Source organism: Poseidonibacter antarcticus (assembly GCF_003667345.1).
In the GTDB taxonomy this organism is placed as follows: domain Bacteria; phylum Campylobacterota; class Campylobacteria; order Campylobacterales; family Arcobacteraceae; genus Poseidonibacter; species Poseidonibacter antarcticus.
The window spans coordinates 1-608 of sequence record NZ_RCWF01000049.1; the positions used below are offsets into that span (position 1 = coordinate 1).

Annotated in this window: 1 protein-coding gene; it reads left to right on the top strand. The window is 54.3% G+C overall.

Translation table 11 applies throughout. The features are described 5' to 3' along the window. Nucleotides 1–608, top strand: a 608-nt coding sequence (locus tag D9T19_RS14935) for a type 2 periplasmic-binding domain-containing protein (RefSeq protein WP_162984615.1), incomplete at both ends; no start/stop codon positions are given.

The following is a 608-nucleotide window of genomic DNA, read 5'->3' on the forward strand; positions in this document are numbered from 1 at the left end:
GCATGAAGACTCTCCTCCTAGTGGCGTTTGTTGGATGCCTCGCCACCGTGTCCGCGGCCCCCGCTAACACGGTGAAATGGTGCCTAAAATCGGACCAAGAATATCAGAAATGTTTGGCCCTCAAAGCCAAAGCTCCTGCATTCGCCTGCGTGAAGAAAGACAACACCCTCGACTGCATCATCGCAATCAAGGCTGGTGAAGCAGATGCCATCACTTTGGATGGAGGAGACATCTACACTGCTGGACTGAACAACTACGACCTGCATCCCATTATTGCTGAGGACTACGGCAGCGCTTCGGACACCTGTTACTACGCTGTTGCTGTGGTGAAGAAGGGCACTGGATTTGGCATCAAAGACCTCCAGGGGAAGAAAACATGCCACACTGGGTTGGGGAAGTCTGCAGGCTGGAACATTCCCATAGGAACGCTGCTGTCCATGAATCTGCTCCAGTGGTCAGGCATTGAAGACAGCCCTGTAGACGAAGCGGTGGCCAATTACTTCCAGGCCAGCTGTGCCCCGGGGGCAGCAGCAGGCAGCAAACTGTGTCAGCTGTGCAAAGGAGACTGTTCCAGGTCCCACAAGGAGCCTTACTATGACTACGACGGA